General features: G+C 49.8%; 18 protein-coding genes and 1 pseudogene. 3 read left to right on the plus strand and 16 right to left on the minus strand.

Annotated features, from left to right (window positions below; all coding sequences use genetic code 11):
- The first annotated feature begins 8 nt into the window (after nucleotides 1-8).
- A complete protein-coding gene (locus KZ483_RS25010; RefSeq protein ID WP_258881410.1) occupies nucleotides 9-902 on the plus strand; it encodes a LysR family transcriptional regulator in 894 nt (297 codons plus the stop codon).
- 4 nt (nucleotides 903-906) lie between these two features.
- Here the strand turns inward: KZ483_RS25010 and hutH are convergent, their stop codons facing one another.
- From hutH to KZ483_RS25055, 9 genes are all read right to left on the minus strand, one after another.
- A complete protein-coding gene (gene hutH, locus KZ483_RS25015; protein ID WP_220353667.1) occupies nucleotides 907-2,442 on the minus strand; it encodes a histidine ammonia-lyase in 1,536 nt (511 codons plus the stop codon).
- A gap of 232 nt (nucleotides 2,443-2,674) precedes the next feature.
- A complete protein-coding gene (locus KZ483_RS25020) occupies nucleotides 2,675-3,202 on the minus strand; it encodes a hypothetical protein (RefSeq protein ID WP_220353668.1) in 528 nt (175 codons plus the stop codon).
- Nucleotides 3,195-3,761 carry a CYTH domain-containing protein gene (locus tag KZ483_RS25025; protein ID WP_258881412.1) on the minus strand — a complete coding sequence of 189 codons (567 nt, stop codon included), beginning with the start codon at nucleotides 3,759-3,761 and terminating at the stop codon, nucleotides 3,195-3,197. Before KZ483_RS25025 ends, KZ483_RS25020 begins: the two co-directional genes overlap by 8 nt.
- Nucleotides 3,762-3,925: 164 nt before the next feature.
- Nucleotides 3,926-4,801, minus strand: a complete 876-nt coding sequence (locus KZ483_RS25030) for a metallophosphoesterase family protein (RefSeq protein WP_220350258.1) — start codon at nucleotides 4,799-4,801, stop codon at nucleotides 3,926-3,928.
- 32 nt (nucleotides 4,802-4,833) lie between these two features.
- The gene (locus KZ483_RS25035; RefSeq protein ID WP_220350259.1) at nucleotides 4,834-5,175 is read right to left on the minus strand and encodes a DMT family transporter; all 342 of its coding nucleotides are present in this window, start codon (nucleotides 5,173-5,175) and stop codon (nucleotides 4,834-4,836) included.
- A complete protein-coding gene (locus KZ483_RS25040; protein ID WP_220350260.1) occupies nucleotides 5,165-5,962 on the minus strand; it encodes an HAD family hydrolase in 798 nt (265 codons plus the stop codon). Before KZ483_RS25040 ends, KZ483_RS25035 begins: the two co-directional genes overlap by 11 nt.
- Before the next feature lie 14 nt (nucleotides 5,963-5,976).
- The gene (locus KZ483_RS25045) at nucleotides 5,977-7,326 is read right to left on the minus strand and encodes an ABC transporter substrate-binding protein (protein WP_220350261.1); all 1,350 of its coding nucleotides are present in this window, start codon (nucleotides 7,324-7,326) and stop codon (nucleotides 5,977-5,979) included.
- A gap of 28 nt (nucleotides 7,327-7,354) precedes the next feature.
- Nucleotides 7,355-8,197, minus strand: coding sequence for a carbohydrate ABC transporter permease (locus tag KZ483_RS25050; RefSeq protein ID WP_220350262.1), 843 nt, complete (start codon nucleotides 8,195-8,197; stop codon nucleotides 7,355-7,357).
- Nucleotides 8,198-8,220: 23 nt separating this feature from the next.
- Nucleotides 8,221-9,045: a carbohydrate ABC transporter permease gene (locus KZ483_RS25055; RefSeq protein ID WP_220353669.1), complete on the minus strand. Its 825-nt coding sequence runs from the start codon at nucleotides 9,043-9,045 to the stop codon at nucleotides 8,221-8,223.
- A gap of 286 nt (nucleotides 9,046-9,331) precedes the next feature.
- Between KZ483_RS25055 and KZ483_RS25060 the strand changes: the two genes are divergently transcribed.
- Nucleotides 9,332-9,901 carry a GbsR/MarR family transcriptional regulator gene (locus KZ483_RS25060; RefSeq protein ID WP_220350263.1) on the plus strand — a complete coding sequence of 190 codons (570 nt, stop codon included), beginning with the start codon at nucleotides 9,332-9,334 and terminating at the stop codon, nucleotides 9,899-9,901.
- A 114-nt stretch (nucleotides 9,902-10,015) separates the two neighbouring features.
- Here KZ483_RS25060 and KZ483_RS25065 read toward each other — a convergent pair whose 3' ends face one another.
- From KZ483_RS25065 to KZ483_RS25075, 3 genes are all read right to left on the minus strand, one after another.
- Nucleotides 10,016-11,002: a 3'-5' exoribonuclease YhaM family protein gene (locus KZ483_RS25065; protein ID WP_220350264.1), complete on the minus strand. Its 987-nt coding sequence runs from the start codon at nucleotides 11,000-11,002 to the stop codon at nucleotides 10,016-10,018.
- Nucleotides 11,003-11,530: 528 nt separating this feature from the next.
- Nucleotides 11,531-12,241 (minus strand): hypothetical protein, encoded by a 711-nt coding sequence (locus tag KZ483_RS25070; RefSeq protein ID WP_220350265.1) that lies wholly within the window; start codon nucleotides 12,239-12,241, stop codon nucleotides 11,531-11,533.
- Between the two features lie 76 nt (nucleotides 12,242-12,317).
- On the minus strand, nucleotides 12,318-14,771 hold the full coding sequence (locus KZ483_RS25075; RefSeq protein ID WP_220350266.1) for a polysaccharide lyase 8 family protein: 2,454 nt from the start codon (nucleotides 14,769-14,771) through the stop codon (nucleotides 12,318-12,320).
- A 350-nt stretch (nucleotides 14,772-15,121) separates the two neighbouring features.
- Here KZ483_RS25075 and KZ483_RS25080 point away from each other — a divergent pair, with 350 nt between their 5' ends.
- Nucleotides 15,122-15,541 (plus strand): effector binding domain-containing protein, encoded by a 420-nt coding sequence (locus KZ483_RS25080; RefSeq protein WP_220350267.1) that lies wholly within the window; start codon nucleotides 15,122-15,124, stop codon nucleotides 15,539-15,541.
- A gap of 232 nt (nucleotides 15,542-15,773) precedes the next feature.
- Here KZ483_RS25080 and KZ483_RS25085 read toward each other — a convergent pair whose 3' ends face one another.
- The 4 genes and pseudogenes from KZ483_RS25085 to KZ483_RS25100 all read right to left on the minus strand — a co-directional run.
- Nucleotides 15,774-16,463, minus strand: coding sequence for a nuclease-related domain-containing protein (locus tag KZ483_RS25085; RefSeq protein WP_220350268.1), 690 nt, complete (start codon nucleotides 16,461-16,463; stop codon nucleotides 15,774-15,776).
- Between the two features lie 31 nt (nucleotides 16,464-16,494).
- Nucleotides 16,495-16,941: a hypothetical protein gene (locus tag KZ483_RS25090; RefSeq protein WP_220350269.1), complete on the minus strand. Its 447-nt coding sequence runs from the start codon at nucleotides 16,939-16,941 to the stop codon at nucleotides 16,495-16,497.
- Between the two features lie 242 nt (nucleotides 16,942-17,183).
- Entirely contained in the window at nucleotides 17,184-18,860 is a 1,677-nt protein-coding gene (locus KZ483_RS25095; protein WP_220350270.1) for a cellulase family glycosylhydrolase, read from the minus strand.
- 429 nt (nucleotides 18,861-19,289) lie between these two features.
- Nucleotides 19,290-20,596, minus strand: a pseudogene (locus tag KZ483_RS25100) (DEAD/DEAH box helicase); the annotation flags it as partial.
- Nucleotides 20,597-20,727 lie beyond the last annotated feature (131 nt).

The following is a 20,727-nucleotide window of genomic DNA, read 5'->3' on the forward strand; positions in this document are numbered from 1 at the left end:
ATAACTAAATGGTTATGAGAATGCATGAAAATATGAATATGAACAATCTCAGAATATTTATGATTGTCGCACAGAAAATGAATGTTACAGAAGCTTCCAGAGAGTTGTATATATCGCAGCCGGCCGTAAGCAAAGCGTTGAAAAATTTAGAAACATCGCTAAATATAAAATTGTTTATCCGTGATAAACATAATGGATTAATGCTTACCGACGCCGGGAAAGAAATTCTGGTTTTGGCCAGGCAGATGAAAGTGATCGAGAACAACATCTATGAAATTGCCAGCCGGGAAAATAAACTTTTGAGAGGGAAGGTAAAAGTGGGGTCCTTTCCTGCAGCATCGACCAATCTGCTGCCTAAAACGATCGCCTTATTCAGAGCAAAATATCCGCATGTTCGTATAGAGTTAATGGAGGGAACGTCAAATCAAATCAAAGAATGGGTAGGGGATCGAACGGTTGATATCGGGATCATTGCATCCCCATTCGACGCCTTTGAATATAAAGTCTTAACCCATGATTACATGGTCGCAATAATCCCGGAACATCATCCATTGCAGCAAGCAGCGAAGATTGATATCGATGACTATCAGAATGAATTTATATTTTGCAAAGGCGGACACGAGACAGCTCTTTCCAATAAACTACAAGAACAAAATATCTCGCTTAAAGAGCAGCTGACAGTCCAAACGGCCGATACGTTAATTAGCATGGTTAAAAACAACTTGGGCATTGGCATTATTTCAAATTTCACACTGGCTTCTGTTTCTCACAATTTTGTGGTTAAAGATACTCATCCAAGAATAGAGCGGGATATCGGTATCATTGCGCATTCTTTTGAAGAAGTAACGCCGGCAGTAAAAGAATTCACTCTCGTCATGAGCCAGTCGTCAAGCTCACTTTAGCGTTTTATTGAATGGACAGGATTGTTTCAAGCTCCTCAGCTGCAGCAGATGCCTTTAGTACATCCGATATCTTGTTAAAATCGTGAGACAATACGCGGTCATGCTCCAGAAACGGCACATGCTCGCGGCATTTCGCATAAATCCAGCTCGTTCCTGCGCCTAATTGTTTGGCATCCCTGAAATCAACCGCTTGCGCCGCGCAGAGCAATTCGATCGCAGTGACAGCATAAGCATTCCCGATAATCTGCTTTGCTTTGCGGGCGGCAATCGTTCCCATGCTTACGTGATCCTCCTGGTTCCCCGATGAGGGAATCGAATCGACGCTGGCCGGATACGCTAAAGACTTGTTCTCGGAAACAAGCGAAGCGGCCGCATACTGAGCGATCATAAAGCCGGAATGAATGCCGCCGTATTTGGCTAGAAATGGCGGCAATTTTTCGTTTAAATGCGGATTTACCAGCCGCTCGATTCTCCGTTCGGAAATATTGGCCAATTCGGAAATGCAAATCGCCAGAAAATCCATCGCTAAAGCAATTGGCTGCCCGTGAAAATTCCCCCCGGAAATAACCCGGTCCTGATCGATGAATATTAGCGGGTTATCCGTTGCGGAATTGATTTCGATCTGGATCTTATCGGCCACATAGGCGAGTACGTCCCGACTCGCACCATGAACCTGCGGAATGCAGCGAAGCGAGTAAGGATCCTGTACTCTCCGTTCCCCCTGCCTCGTCATTAATTGGCTCCCCAGCGTCAGCTGCCTGAGGTTTCGAGCGACTAACTGCTGCCCCTTATGCGGACGGATTTCATGCGTTTCCGAATCGAAGGCATCCCGTATCGCGAGTAAAGCTTCGCAGGTAAGGGCAGCGGCGCAATCGGCCCATCTCGCCAGGTTGACCGCATCGAAGCAAGCAATGGCGCCTACGGCCGTCATCACCTGAGTACCGTTAATTAACGCCAGTCCTTCCTTGGCTTCAAGCGTAATCGGGGCAATGCCGGCCAGAGACATAGCCTTTCCGCCATCCATCCTTTTCCCTTGGAAACAAGCTTCTCCTTCACCGATAAGTACAAGGACAAGGTGCGCGAGCGGAGCAAGATCGCCGCTCGCGCCAAGAGAACCCTTTTCCGGTATGACCGGCACGACATCCTTGTTGAGCATGTCGATCATCGTCTCAATGACGCTGAGCCGTATTCCCGAGTAACCTAATGACAATGCATTAATTCGCAGGAGCATCACAGCTCTGACCACTTCTTCCGGGAACGGATCCCCGATTCCGCAAGCATGGCTTCTGATCAGGTTTAGCTGCAGGATTTTGGAGTCCCCGCTGGAAATATAAGTGTCGCTAAACTTGCCGAAGCCGGTGGTAAGCCCGTAGACGACCTTTTTATCTGCCAGCAGCTTGTCGACGTACTCCCTGCTTCTGTTGATTCGCACGTCATTGTTCCCACTTAACCGGACAGGCACCTTATTACGCGCCACCCTGACAACATCACGGATCGTTAAGGTCTCGCCGTCGATAACGACTTCTTGTTTGGCCACAATCCGGTTCACCCCCGCCCTGTTCTAAATAGAAAAAGAGCCAACACCACATATAGGCATCGGCTCCTGAACGCTATTCACTAAATAGCCTAAAGTATACAAGATAAAGGTAGCTGCCCTCACCTTGAACGGGCTGACTGTACCCTTCTTCGTTAATAGTATATGTTCGCTTTTCTATTCTTGATCATTTTTTCGACGATTTTCCTGCGGGTAATAAAGAACATGGCGGCAATCACTAAAAGGGTGCATATATGGTATTTAATTCAGTCAGCGTTCGAAGCACATGGTCAACCAATTCAGTGATGTCCCCCATTTGGTCCTCGTTAATTTTACGGCTGAACTTCATCTCAATTGTATCCTGGTAAATCGGCTGATCTTGCCCGAAAACAAAGCTTAGTGTTTGAATGGGTGCCACGTCCGGCTGCCAGATCTCCTGCAGGATACCCTGGATTTGATTGCACTGTGCGGATACATCTTTTATTGGCAGGGAGAAACGCAGCACCAGCGTACAGCCTGGCTTTTCACCCTCAACTTCAAGTATCTCCGACGCCAAATCCTTCAGGGAGGCCTGCAGCCGGATTTCCGCCGATATTTCCTTCTGTTCGACAAGGGTGAATTCAAGAGCAAACTCTCTGGACATGACTGACATTTCCAAGTGATCGATCCGGTTGGTGATATGGATCTGCTCGGTCAAATTATCCAGATCGTAAACATGATTTTCGAAAGCTACTTTCAAGTTATCAAAAACGGTAGGGTCAAACATGTCCGTTTCCTCCGGCTGCATTGATCGAGTTCCCCTTGTTCGCGGCTTCCGCATCCGAGCTTTGGCTTTGCTTTTGAAGCTCGCGCCAGACCGTCTTGTTGCTGTACTGCCTGTTGTCACTAATGTCCGCCCCGAACCATTCCGGCGCAGCAAATAGCCGCGCTTCCTCCACGGAGCCAAACTCGACTTCCGCAACAATCAGCTCAACCTGGTCGTAACTGTCAATTTCAATGACGGTTTCACCCCATAACGCCGTTACCCGAGTCTTCGAGAGGGGCACTGCGCGGAAAGCCCCAATAACCTGTCCATATATGCTTTCCGAAATCGAATATTCGATTTCCTCGCGGCTGAGACCGTTTCCGTTCTTGAAGGTGTGCGTATATTCGACTCTACCCGATGCGAGGTCTGTAATCCGCCGCACGCGCAGCTCCTGCTTCTCATCAATGGCCAGATAGGTCTGCTCGATCCGCTGCTCGGATTGTACGAGTAATTTCCCACTTCCAATTAACGTGCCGGGAAATTCACCCAGCAGAAACTTCCGTTCAATTTCCAATGCCAAGAGCCTGATCTCCTCTGCAATTAGTGTGCATCTTCCACATCATCATAACATATTTGTTGTCACAAACCTTACAGCCGCATTAACCGCTTACGTTTGTCAGATCACAAACAGCCCCACCAACCGGTCTTTCCGGCGGATAGGGCTATTATTTTAACCAAGCATGTTTATACTTTAATCCGAACCGGATAATTGACCTGGAATTGTGCGGATTCTATCCAACTGCCCGTTACAAAATCGCGCCCTCTCACCAGAACCTTATCCGGATAAATTTCAACATAATACCCTTGGCTTCCGTCTAGATGAGCATCCTCATCGATCCACAGATAGGCGACAGATGCCGCATTAAACATCGTGGCCGTGCGCCCCATGCCATCAACCATCGTGTGTCCGGCCTCCAGATGCCAATGAGTGTGCCCGCTAAACATAATAGCCTGAGGGAACCTGTGCAGCAGGTTCCTCAGGTCCTCATCCTGCACAACGCCGTACCAGTTCTGGGACTCCAATGAGCCTGCGACCGTATTCTTAAGCGGCTGATGCAGGAAGACGAACACCGGCTTATCTGCGGAAGCATCCTCGCCGAGCTTCGCGGCCAGCCAGGTCAATTGCTCCTCCGTCAAGTGGCAGAACTTCTCCAGACCCTGCTCCGTCCCCAGAAATATATAGTGAAATCCATCTATCCAATGGTCGTGATAGGCACCCTTCATGCCCGTATAGGCTGTAAAATTACGCAGTCTGGCCGGCCAGTCCCCCAAAGCGACGTCATGATTACCTACGGTAAAATAAATCTCCGGAAGCCCTTCACTGTTCTCCCCGATAATCCGGATCAGTTCCCTATATTCCTCTATGAAACCGTGATCGGTTAGATCACCGACATGCATGATGCCGCTGCTCCGATCGGCATTGTCAATAATATCCTTCAGCGCCCGTTCGAAATTCCGATTATATACATGGTCGGGTTTGTCCGTCACGTGGGTATCCGTAATGACCTGAAAAGCAGCGAGCGGTCGTTCCAGTCGTCCGTTATTATCGCTGTAACTCATAAATGATGCCTCACTCCTTCCGGAACTAGCCCTTAATGGACCCTAGAGCTTAGATTTAAACCGACCACACCAATGACGATTACAATAATCCACATCACCGATGCCGATGGAAGACGTTCACCGAACAGCAGCACCCCCGCCAATGAGATCAATACGATCCCAATGCCGGACCATATCGCATAGGCGACGCTCATGTCCATATAATGGAGCGCATAATTCAAGAATGTAAAGCTGGCGCCGTAAAATAGAAACATGCACACCGAAGGCCACAGCCGTGTAAACCCTTCGGACATTTTCATCGAAACGGTTCCCGAAAGCTCCAGAGCTATCGCGAGCGCGAGGAACAGCCAGCCTAATCCGCTCTCAGTCTTCACCCTGAATCCCTCCTAACCGAATCTCCCGATAAGAATCAATGATAAGATCCGCATCGGGGAAATGATTCGATCCTGCTGCCGGGGAATCCGGCCGGCCGAGAGCGATACACAGCTTCGCTCCTGCCGCCTTGCCCATCCTCATATCTCCGTTCGTATCCCCGATGACCGCCGCTTCCCGGCACTCAATCGACAGCTTACGGCAGACAAGCTCCATCATATCCGGGAAAGGCTTGCCCCGCTCCACCTGATCCGTACCAACGACGGCCGCGAAATAATGACGAAAACCGAGCCAATCCAGATGCATCTCTGCCGCTGCCGTCTCGTCTGCGGTAACTACGCCCAGCGGAATGCGCTGAGCGCGGCATGCTTTCAGCAAAGCTTCGACCCCGGTAATTGGCCTGGCGGGACGAACCCGCTTTAGCTCCTCGTTTGCAGCCGCGCTGCAAGCGTGTACAAGCTCCTTGGCTGCCGACCACGATAGCCCCGATCGGTAGCCCTGCCAAATCAACAGAGCATGGAGCTCTTCCATGGTCCCCATAGCAAGCGGCCCGTTCCGGTCATAATCAACGATGGTGCCATCCTTACTGTGGAACGTTCCCCATAATGAAGAATGGCCGCCCGTCATCGACAGCTGAAGTCCTAGTGCCGCAAGCCGCTGCTTGAATCCGTTCAGCACATGCTCGCTCCAGCAGCCCCACATTGACACAAAATCCAGCAGCGTCCCATCCTTGTCGAATAAAATGCCTGTTACGGCGCAGCTGCGTTCACCCACAATGAGTTCAGGCATTTCATCACTCACTCCTACTTCATGTTATCAAGCGCCTTTTGGGCGACTTCTTTCGCTTCCTTAAGCGCCTCCGCTGCCGGAATATTCTCGATCTCCACCTTGTCCGCCGCGATGCTCAGCGCATCGTTGATTTTTCCGCCGGTAGGGTCCTGGAACGGCTCCGAACCGTGCGCTGCCTGCATAAGCGGTATTTTGCTCTGCGGATTTTGCTCGCTGTATGTGATAAATGCCGGATCTTTAAGCGCCGATTGACGAACCGCAATATAGCCGGTCTTCATCGACCAGAAAGCCGTATTTTTCGAATTGTTGAAGAACGAGAGCCATTTGAACGCCGCCTGCTTCTCCTCGTCGCTTGCTTTCGCCGGAATACCGGCCATAACCGCACCTGCCACCGGTTTACCTTCCCCGATTCCTTCCCAGCCCGGCTGCTCCATTGCCCCTAGTTGAGTAAAATCAAGATCTCCTTGATCGCCGCTCGAGCCTGTATAACCTGCCGCTTTGCCTTTCATAACGTCGTCGATTGTTTTATACCAATACTCCCAGCCATTGCCGCCGGAATGAATACGCATGATATTGTCCTCATGAATCCACTTGCGGAACAGATCCCACGTTTCGACCCACTCGGGCGAATCGATCATGACGGTTTTACCGTCCTCGCTGAGGATGCGTCCGCCTTTACTCAATACCGCGTCGATCAGATTATCTCTGCCCCACATCGGCTCCCAGCCGTAGATCGTCGTTTTTCCATTGGATTTCTCTGTCATCTTTGCGGCTGCCGCCGCAAGATCTTCCCATGTTTTCAAATCCTCCGCCTTAATGCCATACTTTTTAAAAAGATCCTTGCGATAGTACATGACCTGCGTTGTGCCGTACATAGGAATGAAGTACTGTTTTCCATCCACCTGTCCCTGCGCCAGGAAGGTTTGTACGAAATCTTCTTTATTGTAATTCGGGTACTGCTTCATCATCTCGTCCATAGGGGCGAAATACCCTTTACGCGCCCATTCGACGTTCGAAGAAAGGACCGCCGCCGGTACCTTGCCCGCTGCAATGGCTGCCTGGAGCTTCTGCTCAGTCTCCGAATAATCCGCTTGAACGACCCCTTTCACAATAACTTCCTTCTGCGATGCGTTGAATTCATCAATCAGCGTTTTCATATTTTCGCCAAGCTTGCCTCCCAGTCCATACCAGAACTCAATCGTCACCGGCTCTTTTGTTTCCTGGGGCTTCAGATTAGCAGCCGCTGCCGTCGTCTCGTTCGCCTGAGCCGTTTTGTTCGTTTGTACAGAGTTTGTTCCACACGCCGTTAATAGGATAAAGCTCAATACCACCGCGAAAGCCAACCCTTTTTTAAACAAAAACATGTTCATTCCTCCACTCGATTAATTTAAATCAACCTTTGTTGATACCCGCGGATAAATTCACACTCTGCATAATGGTCTTCTGCGTCAGCAGAAAAAGAAGCAATAACGGCGCAATGGTGAATGAGCTGGCTGCCATAATGAGCGGCCACTTCAATCCATAAGCACCTCCTTCCACGAAAAAGCTGCGCAGTCCCGCCGATACAAGCTGCAGATCGGGGTTCTTGGTGATCAGCATCGGCCAGAAATAGTTGTTGTATTGTTCAATGAAAGTAATAAGTACCAGCACGGCAAACGAGGAGCGTGTAAGCGGAACAAGAATGGTCCATAAAATGCGCAGATGTGACGCTCCGTCGATATGCCCGGCCTCCACCATTTCATGCGACACCTGAAGAAAAGCTTGCCGGATTAAGAATATCGAGAAGACACTTACACAGTTGGACAAAATCAATCCGGTATAGGTATCGAGCAGGTTCAGCTTCGCCAGTATGATATAGCCTGGCAAATAGACAGCCGTGCTCGGAACCATATAACCAAGCAGAATGACCGCGGTCAGAATGCCTTTCAACCGGAATTTCATATGGGTCAGCGCGTACGCCATCATCCCGGAATTGAGTACCTGCAGGAACGCAATCGCACAAGCTACGCCTATGCTGTTCATCATGTAACGCCAGAAGGGCGCCGCCTGCCAAGCCTGTGCGAAATTAACCCATTTCGCAGCTTTGGGCCAGAAGGTCGGCGGAAACTGCCAAATCTCAGTATTCGTTTTGAGGCCGCTGGTAACCATCCAATAGAATGGGAACGCCATCACGGCTCCAAACAGCGCAAGCAGCAGATGCCTTATGATTACAGGCAATGATTTCCGTCCGAGCATTGCTCTCCCTCTTTCCTGGATTTCTAATAGTAATGGACGGTGCGGCGGCTTATGGCAAACGAAGCGAGCGAGAGCAGGGCACAGCCAATGACAAGCACTACAGCGACTGACGACGCTTCACCGATATTAAAGGATTCAAAGGCAGACTGGTAATACATATACAATAACGTTCGAGTGGATCCGGACGGACCGCCCTGCGTCATGACATTAATCTGGTCGTAGGCCTGCACCGACTGGATAATCAGGACGACGGACAAGAAGAACGTGGTCGGCGATATGAGCGGCAGTGTAACATGAGTGAACTTCCGCCAGCTTCCCGCTCCATCAATACCGGCAGCCTCCAGGAGATCTGACGGTACATTGCGGAGCGCAACCAGATAGAAAACCATCGCCCATCCGACCGCTTTCCATACGGTAACGATAAGAATGCCGACGAGCGCCCAATTCGGGTCCTGCAGCCAACCGATGCCGGCGGAGCCGAGTAATCGGAGAGCGTTATTGGCCAGACCGACTTCCGGCTCGAAGATCCACGACCACACGATAGAGACGGCGACGGTCGGTGTAACCCATGGCGAGAAGATGAGTGCACGGTACAGCGCCGAGAATTTCAGCTTGCTATCAAGCAGAAGCGCGAATGCCAGACCTCCGATCAAGATCGGAAGCACACTCCCCAAGGAGAATAATATTGTGACTTCCAGCGCCTTGTAAAAAGCAGGATTCTCGAACAAAGCCTCATAGTTGTCGAACCCGACGAACAGCTTGTCCGGACTCATAAAATCCCATTCGGTGAAGCTCAGGTAAAAAACATATGCAAGCGGAGCAAGCCAAAACATCGTCAATGGAATCATAGCCGGCAGGGTGAAGAGCAGCGCCTTCACATCCGCGGCAAATCTTGATTGTTTCAAACTCTGTGTACCCTCCGTCCAATTTTTCGTTTAAATATACCGATTTTATTGGTAAAAACCTGTATAATGCTCTTCCGTTCAAAATTAATTGTACATTCATTTCATGATAGATTGGTTTTCTTAATGTAAAGTACACTTTAATATCATGTAAAAGATTTCAATGGGACATGTTCGCAGGCTAACATTTTAGTATAATGAGAAAATAATCTATTCGATTGCAGGTGAAGACATGAAACAAGCGGCTTCGGACGAGGACGACCGGTTACCGCCACAGCGGGAGAAGCTGCGGCGAAGGGTAATTGATGCCATTGCAGAAACGATGGACCTCTATGGCGCCACCCATTCGTTTGGCCAGTTATATGGCATCATGTATTTCGAGGATAAGCCAATGACACTGGAAGATATGAAGACGCATATGAACATGAGCAAGAGCAATATGAGCTATGCGGTACGCTCACTGATGGAGTCCAAGATGGTCAACAAGCTGGAGGAAAAACACGAACGGAAAGATTTGTACGTGGCTGAAACCGACTTCTTTCAGGCATTTCAAAACTTCTTCACGACGAAGCTGCAGCGTGAGATTGACGTCATGCTCAGTGCGATTAACGAAGTGATCCCGGATCTGACCGAGTTGATTATTGCGATGGAGACACCGGAGGAGGAACGTCAGCTGTGCCTGAAGGATCTTCATAAGCTTCGACACGGCTTGAGCTATTACAGATGGCTGCAGGAATTCGTTCATAATCTCAAGAGCGGAACCTACTTCAATCATCCGCAGAACCATGGGAATCAGCCCTAAAGCTGAAACGGATAATAAATAAGCAGCACATCCTCCACTCAAGAGGGTGTGCTGCTTATTTGCTGCTGCTTCCAATGTGATGAGCTCAAGTCCGGTGAAATTAGATACCCGGTATTACCTTAATGAGTATGGAATTTCGGAATGCTTACTATTCATGCGGTAAATCGCCTTGTTCTCAAGTCCCCTGATCATCGGCGTCCACTCTTCCGTCTCCGGGGTTGAACTGAGCGCATCCTCAACCATTTGAAGCTTCGCATCCAGCGCGTCGATATGATGCAGCGCAACCGCCTCTGCCGTTTGCGGCTGGACAGGGCTGCCCCATTCGCCGAGGTTATGGTGTGAGAGAACCAAGTGCTGCAGGGCCAGGACGCGATCGGACTCGAAGCCGATTTCACACCTAATCGCGGCCTCGGTTATCCAGTTCGACGCCATCGCAATGTGCCCCACCAGCTTCCCCTGCACGCTGTAGTCGGATACGATCCCGAGCCGGGCGATCATCTCTTCCGGTTTAGCGATATCATGAAGGATGATGCCTGCTTTAATGTAATCGGCGTTAAGAAAAGGACGCTGCTTGCAGATAAATTCACCGACTTCCAGCATGCGAACAATATGATAGGCAAGTCCGGCAAAATAAGCATGATGATGCGTCTTCGCAGCCGGATAATGCATGAGCTTCTCTTCCACTTTATCCACACAATAGGAGACGATTATCTTGATTTCCGGATCGGTAATCGTGCGAAGAACATTTTTAATCGTATGAATGAGATCGGCCGGGCGGATCGGCGCCGAACGGACGAAATCCGTGACAGCTACACCGTCTTCGGCGGTCGTGTTGCGGATTCGGAGGATTTTCACCTGCAGCTTCTCGCGGTAGGTTTGGACGATGCCCTGAACCTTGACGAGTCCCATGGGGAAGAATGCATCTTTATCTGCCGCCGCGACGTCCCAGTACTTGGCCGGCAGCTGCCCGCTCGAGTCGCATAAGACGATATCCATATAATCTTTGGCCGGCGTGTTGTTGGTTTGCTTAACCTCTACTTCTTTCAGTAAATAAAAGCCGGTGAATTCGTCTTTATCTTTCAATTGGTTGATCATTGTCATGTCAGTAATTTCCTCCCGGTATTGATAGGAACATTATACTATAAAAGCGTGGCGTATGGTTGACAGCGAACATTCATTCTCTTGTAGAGGCAAATGTTCGTTGACCATAATTTCGTTAGCTGGGCGAAGCAAGACGAAATTTCCGTCATGCCCTTAACCGAGAATACGGTGAGGGTTCTTACCGAGGAGGCGGGAATGACATTCGGGAATGGGTGGATTCGAAGTGCCTGAAGCAGCCGGTTCCGCCCCGAAAAAGACGAAGGCTGTCAAGGTTTCGCCGAATGTGGATGGCAAACTCTTAACAGGGGTTCAAATCGCATCGACCATGAAAAAAATCCACAACCGATGTGGTTGTGGATTTTCGCTTTCATCGCCTTTATTTCGAAAAAAGACAGAGCCAAGCCGCTTGTTACGGTCAAGCTGAAGGCGATGGAACTAAAGCTGTTATCTTATTCGGCAAGTTCTATCCTTTATCCGGTTACTGCGTACTTGTGTATTTGAGAATGGATTTAGACCTGGACCTATAAGTCAAGTTATAGTGGCTCTCCAAGACCCTCCGCCTTGCGTACATGTATACGTGCCTGTTACCGTCCTGCCGTCCCCGGCGATGGTGCCGGTGTAGTTGCAGTCGTTTCCATCGCTGCTGTTTCTGCGCAAAACCTGGACGTTGTTGCCGAATATATTGATCGTCAATACAGCCGTTATATCCTGTGCCCCGGCCATCGTCCATCTTGCATCGAAAATGTTGCTGTTTCCACGACGAACCCACACGCCGTTCCAGCCGCCTTCTTGTTCATACCAGACTCTGCCTAAACGGACTCTCTCGCGCCGAATGATCGTGGCCGTCCAAGAGCCTCCGCCCCGGATACATCGATATGTCCCGGAAACCGTACGGCCATCTCCGGAGAGCGTTCCTGTGTAGTCGCAGTCATTGCCGTCACTGCTGTTTCGCCGCTGGACATAAACAAAGCTGCCGAAAATAAAGATCCTCAAAACAGCTGTTATAGGCTGCGCCCCAGGCATCGTCCATGTGGCATCGAAGATGTTGCTGTTCCCCCGCCTGCGCCACAGCCCGCTCCAAGGACCTTCTTGTTCGTGCCATTCAACGCCCAAATCTTGCTGGCCGCCTGGGAAGCCGAAAGGAAAAAATTGACGGTCACCATACGGGTCGTAACCGGATGGATGGTAAACGTATGGACTGAAATCATATTCATATGGACTGTAATCGTAAGGATACATGGATGATCTACTCCCTCGTTGTATCTTATTTCGTACTATTTTATGTTGGGTTTACGCCTATGGTACCTATAGACGCCTATTTTGTGCCGCTGTTAACCGTGCTGCTGGCCGTCACCGGTTTGTTCAATGCCAAGTTGGTAGCGGAAGAAGTTGTCGCTCCCGTGGAATTGCCGAATTTTGCTTTGAACGTCTTGCCGTACGCGCCGTTCACGTTGACGGTCATTTTGATCGTGGGCTCCAGCTGCGTCACGGTAATCTGGCTGTCGTTCTCCAGGATGCCGTAAACCGCTTTGTTCACTTCAATCTCGATCGTACCATTGTTTTGCTGAGTGGGATCGGCGACCGACACCTCGATGCCGTCGGCGTTTTCCTGGACGACTACGGATGCTTTCTTATCGCTGGTCACGATGCCGACGGATTTCACTGCATCTTTCCAGAAATTCACCGCCGTTATATTCAGCTTGTTTTCTCTCACGCCATGGGCTTCGTCCGACTGTTCAAGAACGGTAAACTCGGGAGCAGACGCGTAGCCGTTAACCTGCACGGGCGACATGCCCGGCAGCAGAGCGTAAGCGTAGCTGCCCGCGCTCGGATTCACGCCATGGTCGAACCATACGTTCAGGTAATTCCGCTTGTGAACCGTACTCCCCGCGTCGCCTGTGACGCCTGTGTTTCGGTTGATGTCGGACCACTTTCCGCTGCGTTCCTCCCTTACGCCCTGCAGCGTGGGAGAGCCGGGAAAGTAATACCCGATGTCGGCGCCGGAGGAAGCCGTCCCCCGCAAATGCATCCAGTTCACGCCCGTCATCGTCGCAGACCATCCGAGCGAAGCCGGATAGACAGCCCCATTCACGGTTAAAGCATTGCTGCCCGCTTCGTTCAACATCCGGTTCTCGACGATCGTTTCCACCGGCAAACCGTCCGAAGAGGAGATACCGGAACCGATGGCCACGATTTCGTTGTCGAACATAAACCACGATTTCTTCGCCGTCAGCGACTCCCCGTTCGGCGCCAGCTCCATGCCGGCCGCGCCGAACTCACCGAGATCCGCGCCTCCCGCCCATTTGCTCATATTGGGATGGAAGTTGGAGTTTTTGTTCTGCTGGACGGTCGTCCCTGCCAGGCGGTGCGCATTCACAGTCGGATGATACTCCTGATCGTAGGCGCCGAGGTCATTGTTATACAGGTAAGTGGCTCCCTGTCCGTAATGCCAGCCGTGAAGGTTCTCGGCATTGATGTATTCGTAGTTAATCACATGGCCGTTCATGGCCACGCCAAACGCATAACCCCGCCGGCTGTGCACGACGCGGTCCATTCTCGCAAACGTCCGGTGCGTCGACAAACCGCCGGGGGAGGCGACATTCGAGATGATCGAATTCACCTTGGTGAGCGTAAAAATCGATACGTCAAGATCAAACGGCCGGAATGTATCCGCTTTCACATGGTATTTGACGAATTGTTCCATTCGCGTCTTATGGGCGGGATCCGACCCTTGCGCCAGCAAAATGATGCTTTCAAGAATGTCGTGGCCGATCACATGCTCTTGGGCATTCGGACGGGATATTTCTCTTCCCTGTACGAACGACATGACGCCTCCTTTGTACAGAAACGGTGCGAAGGCATTTTCCGTCCATTCGTAAATAACCTGTTTTTTCAATCGATTGATGTCCCAGGCTGTGCCTGCCACAACGTAGATGATTTCGGCAACCGAGTTGTAAAAGCCCCTGCCGTACCCGGCGTTGTAGGGGTTTCCGGGATAGCCGGGCGTGCCCGGGCTGTTCGTGCCGGTGTGGTCGATGTAAGAGCCGTCGTCAAAAAAACCGTTTCCATTCGTGGATTTATACTTCAAGGCATCTTCGGTCGTCGTTTTGACGGCATTCAGACCGGCTCCGTTTTTCTTCAGGATGTTGTTCAGCATCAGGATTTTCGTGCCCCACAATCCGTTTGCGTCCGCGGACCCCTGGTGGAGCCTGTGCTTGTCGATAGCGGCCGTATAGCTGCTCAGCGAGACGGCCGGTATTTTTTCATACAGAAGAATGGAGGTATCCAGCAGGTAAAAAGGGACCGTAACCTTCCACTCGAACCAGTTGCCCGGCTCCCCCGTCGCGGTCGAATACCAGTTGGCGTTCAACCATTCCAGTCCTGCAGTAATATCCGCCGCGAGCTCCTCATTGCCCTGCAGGGAAGATCCCTTCACTTGATAGCCAAGGGCCATGGCGCGAAGGCGCCAATACGAATCGCGTACATGGAATCCGTTCAAGCCGTTGTTCAAGCCGCTCCACAGGTTCGTACGGGACGGATTTTTGTCCATCGAATGCCAATACTGCTCGGCCGTGGAGACGATTTGACCGATCTTGGCGGAAAGGAGCGGATCCGCCGGATCGAAAGCCGTCCCGCCGGTCAGCAGGTCACGGTACCGGTTTCGCATGCCGTCATACACGTCCGCCGCCGCGGAATGGCCCGCAAAGCCGACGAATGAAGCCAGCAGCATAATCATAGCGCTTACCGTCATCAGAGCTTTCCTCCACATGTAACAACCTCCTAAAAGTTTTTTGCGACGCTTCTTGCAAGTTACTGCTTTGCGAGCAGAAAACTCGCTTCGGCAGCCTTTGCTTAGTTTGACCAGACTTCTTCGGCAAACCTCCCTGCGGGGCGCACTACCCGCTTCGAAAGCATCCGTTTCCTATCATATTTAAGTGATGTCGCCTCGATTCCCTTTTTTATCCTTACACGATCCATACACCTGTAATAAAATGGCTATATGGGAGGTCGGCTAATCTCCCGGAAAGGCGAGTGATGCCTGTGGAGGTAAAAGACGCTCTACGTTAATCGTCAGTTCCGGCAAATATATAGTATAGCCAAAAGGAGGCTGCACACAGTATGGATAATTTTGTTCAAACACGAGTTGAAAAGCTTCGTTCTGTTGAATTAGTCGGGTTTCAAGGTGAAAATTTAGAGGACGAGCCTGAACTTTTCGATCAGCTAAAACAAACCATCGGCGAGATTGAGAAAATGAAGCAGTATTTAGTAATTTTGCCCGGAATCCGACCTCTAGTTGCTGTTGAATTCAACGCACTGGGTGATGTTCCGGAAGGAATGACGTCTTTTACTATTCCCGAAGGCGAATATGTCATCTTTAATTTCGAAAAAAAGTATGTCGGTGAATTCTGGAGTAAAATTTGTACCGAAGAAAACCAAGCAAGATATAGTATTGATTTGTCAAAACCAAGATACGAAATATTTACACCAGACCTTCAACCCACAGAGACACTGGCATGGTATATCCCAACTAAATGTTAAGCGGAGAACGATAGTACAAACAGCGGTAGTGAAGGACTTTTTGTCTCGTTCTTTCCGATTTTTGGGATGAGTCTAATACTTTGTTTTCCCAGAAAAAGAAATAGACCGCCCTCGCCAAAGGCTGCGGTCTGTTTCTGCACCAAGTCGAACGCTTACTTTTGCAGGAACCTCCTCAGTTCGTTCTCGTTCACTTGTCATGAAGATGAGAGCTGGAAATGAATTTCGGAGAACATTATTTAGATGACTGCAGCTTTGCCTTTTGATTATGCTCGGCTCTTAAAGCAGCGTCAGTTATGTTCGCGGACTGGACGGCATCATAGATTTGATTTATTTCCGGTTCGGTGAGTAAAGGCTTGTCCGACATTGCTCGAATTCGGCTGATCTTCCGATTTATGAACTCCGAAAGCTCCGTATCGTATACGATAAGCTCGTCGGAAGCGATTTTGCGAAGCTCCGGATCAATACTGAAACGGCAGCGCATCGTGAACGAAACTATGGATATGTAGGTTAAGGCAGGGAAAACCCTCAGCACATTCTCCAAGGCCTTAATATGGCCATAATTTTGCATCAGCGGATTGTACATATTAAACCGGTTGCTTACCCGCCAATTCCTATCGGATCGACCACCCTTGATCTCTCCATTATAATTCTTCGTCTCAATCACAAAGAGTCCATAGGGCGATATGACGACATGGTCAATTTGAGAGTAACCGGACCGTGACTTACTGTTCTTGACCATAATATCGCTTAGATATTTGCATTCCTTCGGAAGTTGATCCAATTGGATGTTGATCTTATACTCACCGAGCTCGCCAATACGCGTAGACTCTATTTTCCGCTTCGGCGGTGAAGCTGTCTTGGCCGGTGGTTTCTTAGCCGGTGCCTTGTCGGATGTAAACCAGCTTAGAAGCTTCTTTAACATGTTATTACTCTCCTCATTCTCAGTTGATTGCTTAATCGCAAGGTTTACGATTTTTGATGCCGGAAACAGGTGTTATCTTTTGATGATCATAGCAGTAAACTTTATGGTTAAATTGTTGAGGTCGACTCAAACAATACTGCCTCACTTTTTCACTCACAGTTTCCCCGCACTTTGCACATGTGTAAGTACTGATATCAATTTCTGTTTCATCGTCCTGTGTGAGGTTATGTTTCTTTCTTTGCTCCGACAAGAACACGAAAAGAATTCGAATGACGAACAAGATACAAAGTATCACGAAAGCAATATTTAAATATGAATCGTCTATCTTAAGTTCAGGTACCCCAGTTACTTGCAAAACAAAATGCTCTAGAACATATATGAGCACCTTAAAACATACGACCAAACCTAATGCTCTCACCAATAATAAAGAAATAGAAGATTTCCCTTTGCGCATCTCTCTTATACGTCCTTTGCTCATTTTATATTGAGTCAAGTTCTCTCTTGTGCATATATATGGTATATCGGTTCGATCTGCTTGAATGGACAGATTAAAATATATAACTAAACTACTTTATTTGGGTGCTCTTCTTGTTACATCCTTAACCTACTCTTTCGTCTTGACATTGTCACGGGGTATCGCACACCGTCTTGATAGCTGATTGAACCAAAAAAAACAAGCGCGTACAGCAATTCGCGCTTGGTTTCTCACCTTATTGTAAACTATTGGGGTAAGCCGGTGACGCGGCCACCCTTCACTGCCATCTGGTATTTCACAATTTGACCGCTCCAGAAATGGAACGTGAGGTTGATTGTGCCGCCGGTCGTTTCAGCGAAGAATTTCGGCTTAATCGTGATCGTGTTATTCGCATAATCGGGGGTGAATGTATAGTTGAACTCTTTGTAGGAAGTCCAGTTATTCGGACCGGCGTTGCCGCCGCTTGCGTATACGGCTTCCATCGTGGCAAGCTGATCGCCGTTAAAGGATGTCGGAATCACCAGCCCGCCCCCGGTTGTGCCCGAAGCTTTCGACTGCACCGGCGTATTGCTGTAACGCACTTGGATTTTCCATGCAGGCCCGGAATTGAAATTCGCCGTCAATACCGTCTTCTCGCCGAATGAGCCCGAAGCGTACTTGGCAAGCGCACTCGCTTTGACGGTCAGTACGCTGCCGCTTAGCGTGTAGTCCGTACCGGAAACCAACGTGTTGGAGCCGTCCTTGAGCGAGACGAAGCTGTTGCCGTTCAGGTTCAAGCCCAGCACGGCATCCTGGACTGCTGAGCCGCTCTTCAGGAAGATCAAATCGGTATCCGCGGTGGACGAACGGCCGGTCAAGCTTTGCATGATGACATTGTAAAGGTCCGGATCGCGCCACTGATTGGTCATGCGGTTGAAACGCGACCCGTTGTCCCACAGCATATGAGTAACGCCCTTCGATTGGGCATACTGCGTAAAATACTCGATAAACTTCAGCATCTCGCCATGCTGGGGCACACCTTCACCGGAATCCCAGCCGAGCAGTCCGTATTCGCCGATGATGACGGGAATCCCCTTCGAGACAAACGTGTTATACACGCCATCAATCTGCGTCACGATGTCGTCAATCGATCTTTGATCGAACTTCGTGTAACCGGCGATATTCACGCTGAAGTGCCACAAGCCGTAATAATGGATCGTCGTAATCAGATTCGGATCGTTCAGTTTCGTGACCGTGCTGTTCAGCGAATCCACACGTATTTGCTCGGCATTGCAGTATAACGTCGGCAGCACGAGCGGACGAGTGGCGTTCCCTCCGCCGGTACCCCTTACGACCTGGTGGAAGACCGTATTCAATTCATCGAGCAACGACATTTGAGTCGCTGCGTCCACACCGTCAAAGTACGGTTCGTTAATGCTCTCGAACATAAGCTTGCTGGAGTGGTCCTTGAACCGATTGGCGATCTGCGTCCATACCGCCTTATATTGGGCAAGAACGGCGTCGTGATTCGTGGGCATCGTATTGACCCATTGCCACGAGTCGTGGTGCAGGTTGATCATGACATAAAGACCGGCTTGCAGCGACCAGTCCACAATTTGCTGTACCCTGCTCATCCATGCCGGATCGACTGTATAGCTCGGCGCAGAGCCCGTATGCTGTATCCAGGTCACCGGAATTCGAATGCTTTTAAAGCCTTGAGCGGCAATCTGCTGTATAAAAGCCTGTGTGACTACCGGGTTGCCCCATGAAGTTTCGTCGGCGCCCGTCGCGTCAAGCGTATTGCCCAGGTTCCATCCGGGCTGCATCGCGCTAACATAAGACTGCATGGGAGTTGCGGCGGAAGATGAGGTCGTGAACGAAAACAATGAACACAGCATGGCGGCGGCTAACATCAGCGACAGATACTTTTTTTTCGTGTGCATGAATCTTCTCCTTTGTTTTTTGGATTTTCCACTGCCCGATTTATCCGGAAAAAGATGCCCTCCGCATATCCCCCTCTCAATGACCATTGTAAGCGGTTCCAATGATTATTTTATCATTACGCCGGTACCGGTAACACCTCAATAATTCGCCAAATTTCCATACAAAAATCCACATTCATACATTTTTTTCCATTCCATCAGGCACTGGTTAAGCTGTAAGATTCGATCTTCCCGGAATAGAAAAATGCGAAGTCATGTGCTTGATCATCTCAGGGCCTTATGCGTTTCATCGTCGGAAATTACCCATTCTGAGCTTGAGGGATAGCCAGAAAAGAAAAATGGGCTTCCCCATAACGTAGTTATGACACTACTTTACGGGGAAGCCCCTTTTCCGATCTCGATCTGAATTAGTTGGATTTGCAGCTCAACTTATTCAGCTCTCACCGGTATATCCGCCTTCTTCTCAAAATAAGCATGAAGCCGATATTCGCAAATCTCTCTGGTCCAATGGTACATAAGTTCTGCTTGGTCTTTCTCTATGGATAACTGCGGTTTAAACTGCGATTCGTGATAGACTATTAAACCTTTTGAGCTGCCGCTCCATTTAGTCATTGGCATACGGGCGATTAAGGAGGCAACTTTGTTCTCGTCGTATTCCCTTAGACGCTGTGCTTCTTTATCGGAAAAATCGACGCTTCTCCGGTACTCTTTCTCAGTCAGATACCGATGGAAAAAGGGAGCCGCCCGTTCGACGTAATTGGAGAGTTCCAGCCGGAGACGCCTCTCTCTAACATGGCCAGGAGCAGAACCATCTTGTAGCTTTTGGACATGAGCGTGCTCTCAACTTCCCTCAGCCAGCGTTCATGCTGCAGATAGACCGTTTCCTCGTGCTCGTCCAGCTCCTTCGCCCAGTATAGGAAACCGATATACGACCCGAACTCCTGGCGGTATTCCCGGCTGCTTGCCTTCCCCCGCAAATGCAGCTCTAGATAAGTCGGACGGCGGCCGATGTCTTCTTTGACCTCGAGATAAACGCTTCGCAGCTTATCCTTGCGCGGCTGCTTCTTGCGGAACAGCTCTTCGAGCAGGTCGATAACACTCGTCTCAAGCTCGATCACACACCCCGCTGGCGCGTTCGGCATTACTGCTCCTCTTTTGCCCGTCTCTCCGTCGTGTGGGAGCGTATCAAACAAGCTCAGCTTGATGTCGGCGTTCCGGTAGTTCCCGATGAGATCGATGATGACGCACATATCTTTCCCGCCGTGGATCCGCAGCCCCCTGCCTACCTGCTGAGTAAAGACGGTAAGGGACTGTGTCGGCCTGACAAACAGCAGCGTATCGACAGCCGGAATATCGACCCCTTCATTAAACAGATCGACAGTGAAAATAACCTGCAGCTGTCCGTCCTCCAATCTGCGAATCGCTTCCTGTCTCGTCATCGACCGGGTTTCCGAATGCAAGCTCAGCGATGATACACCCTGCCTCGAAAAGTAGTCCGACAAGAAGTTTGCCTGCGTAATCGATGAGCAGAAAGCAATCGTTCGCGTCTGCTTGTGACGATCCCAGGCTCGATGGATCTTGACGGCCATCTCTTCCCGCAGTTGAACAGCCAACAGCTCGCTTTCATCATACTTCGTACCAAGCCATGTAAGTTGCGAATATTCGGTATCATCGTAGACGCCGTAATACTGGAACGGGCATAGCCAGCCCTTCTGAATCGCTTCGATAAAATGAAGCGTAATATGCAGTATAAGCTGCAAGGTCTTAAATACAAGAACTTCACAGGCTATTCCCTCTTTATCTTCTTCTACTTTTAACTATAACCTGAATCTCGTGTATAAATCAGAGCATAGAGTTATCTTTATTA

Source organism: Paenibacillus sp. sptzw28 (assembly GCF_019550795.1).
GTDB lineage: Bacteria > Bacillota > Bacilli > Paenibacillales > Paenibacillaceae > Paenibacillus_Z.